This is a genomic window from Sphaerisporangium sp. NPDC049002, from assembly GCF_040649355.1.
In the GTDB taxonomy this organism is placed as follows: domain Bacteria; phylum Actinomycetota; class Actinomycetes; order Streptosporangiales; family Streptosporangiaceae; genus Sphaerisporangium.
In genome coordinates this window covers 1-1,335 of record NZ_JBEZFH010000458.1, presented here as the reverse complement: position 1 = coordinate 1,335, position 1,335 = coordinate 1, and the positions used below count along the sequence as shown (strand labels likewise).

1 protein-coding gene and 1 pseudogene are annotated in these 1,335 nt (G+C 69.7%); one reads left to right on the top strand and one right to left on the bottom strand.

Going from position 1 to position 1,335, the window contains the following annotated elements; translation table 11 throughout:
- Positions 1-89 precede the first annotated feature (89 nt).
- Positions 90-326: pseudogene (locus AB0B89_RS36490) on the top strand (hypothetical protein); the annotation flags it as partial.
- Between the two features lie 69 nt (positions 327-395).
- Here AB0B89_RS36490 and AB0B89_RS36485 read toward each other — a convergent pair.
- Positions 396-992 carry a DUF6879 family protein gene (locus tag AB0B89_RS36485; RefSeq protein ID WP_358562385.1) on the bottom strand — a complete coding sequence of 199 codons (597 nt, stop codon included), beginning with the start codon at positions 990-992 and terminating at the stop codon, positions 396-398.
- Positions 993-1,335 lie beyond the last annotated feature (343 nt).

The window sequence follows — 1,335 nt, the reverse complement described above, 5'->3', positions numbered from 1 at the left end:
CCTGGACGGGGCCGTCCAGCCGCTGACGGTCATCATCAAGCCCGGCACGCAGGGCGCCTTGTCGGCGTATCTCAGGAACAGCGGCGGCACCGGGGGTGCGCGGGCGCGAGTACCTGCGGATCATCTACGGACCCGACTACACCGAGAGCCTGGACGTGCTGCGCCGCAGGTTCCTCGGCAGGAAGCGGTCACTGGCCCTTCGCGAGCACGCCCTTGGCCTTGAGTCGCTCGCGCGGCTGGCCGGAGGCGAGCCGCTCTGGCGGGTACACGAGGCCGTCTTCGCGGTCCTCGCCCTGGAATCCGAACCCGTCGACCCCCGGCTCTGAGCCGGCCCCGGCTCTGAGACGGAGGCGGGCGAGCCGGTCGCGCGCGGGCCGGCCAGGGAGGGGCCGGCGTCAGGAGACGAGCGGCCGTACGGCGGGCGCGGGCAGGGGGACGATCTCGCGCCGGTGGTAGGCCGCGAGCTCCTCGCCCTGCTCGTACAGCCCGATCAGGGCGGCGAGGCACGGCTCGACCACGTCGTGGTCGGTGATGCGGCGACCGCCGAGGTGGGTGCCGTCGGCGTCGTAGAGCACCTCGTACATGAGGGTGGACTCGAAGATCAGCAGCTCGGGGAGCGGGTTGTAACGCTCGAAGGGCCGGACGGCGGAGACCGGCACGACCCGGGCATGCTCCCCCGCCTCGACGCGGGCGGCGAGGACGTGCAGCTCCCACTGCATGTACGGCGTGATGGGCGGCTCGACGACGCGGACCCGCCGGAACTCGGCGTAGCCGTCGTACTCGGCGCGGAGCGAGCCGCGCGACTCGTCGACGAGCTGAAGGGAACGTTCCCAATCGCCCTCGGTCATCGCCACCCAGCTGGGCTCGTAGGGTTCGTAGAAGTTCTGCGCGCGTTCGAGCTTCCACACCACGCCGTCGGCGGTCTCGTAGGCCTCGCGGAACTCCGGTCCGTACACCTCCGGCGGCATGACCGCCGCCTTGGCTTCGCGCACCCGCTCGAAAACGTGGCAATCTAATTGATTGTCCGTTATCGGGACCATCGGCTACTCCTTGTTCGTGGGTGCGGAGCCCTCGGCGGTTCGCCACAGGGCCGGTGGGTAATCGCGGAGAACGTGCGCCACCATGCCCGGACCCACATGAACCGAAACCCGGGAACGGCGGCGGTCGGGAGACAGGCCGATCATGAAACGGTTGACTGGGAGCGTCAAGACCCAAATCGCACGCACGACAAGGCCGGGCGGACCGTGAGAACGCCGCCTGCGTAAAGCCCAGCAGACCCTTTCCCGCAAGGAGAAGGGTTCGGCGAACCGAGCCAAGGCACGCGTGAAGGTCGCC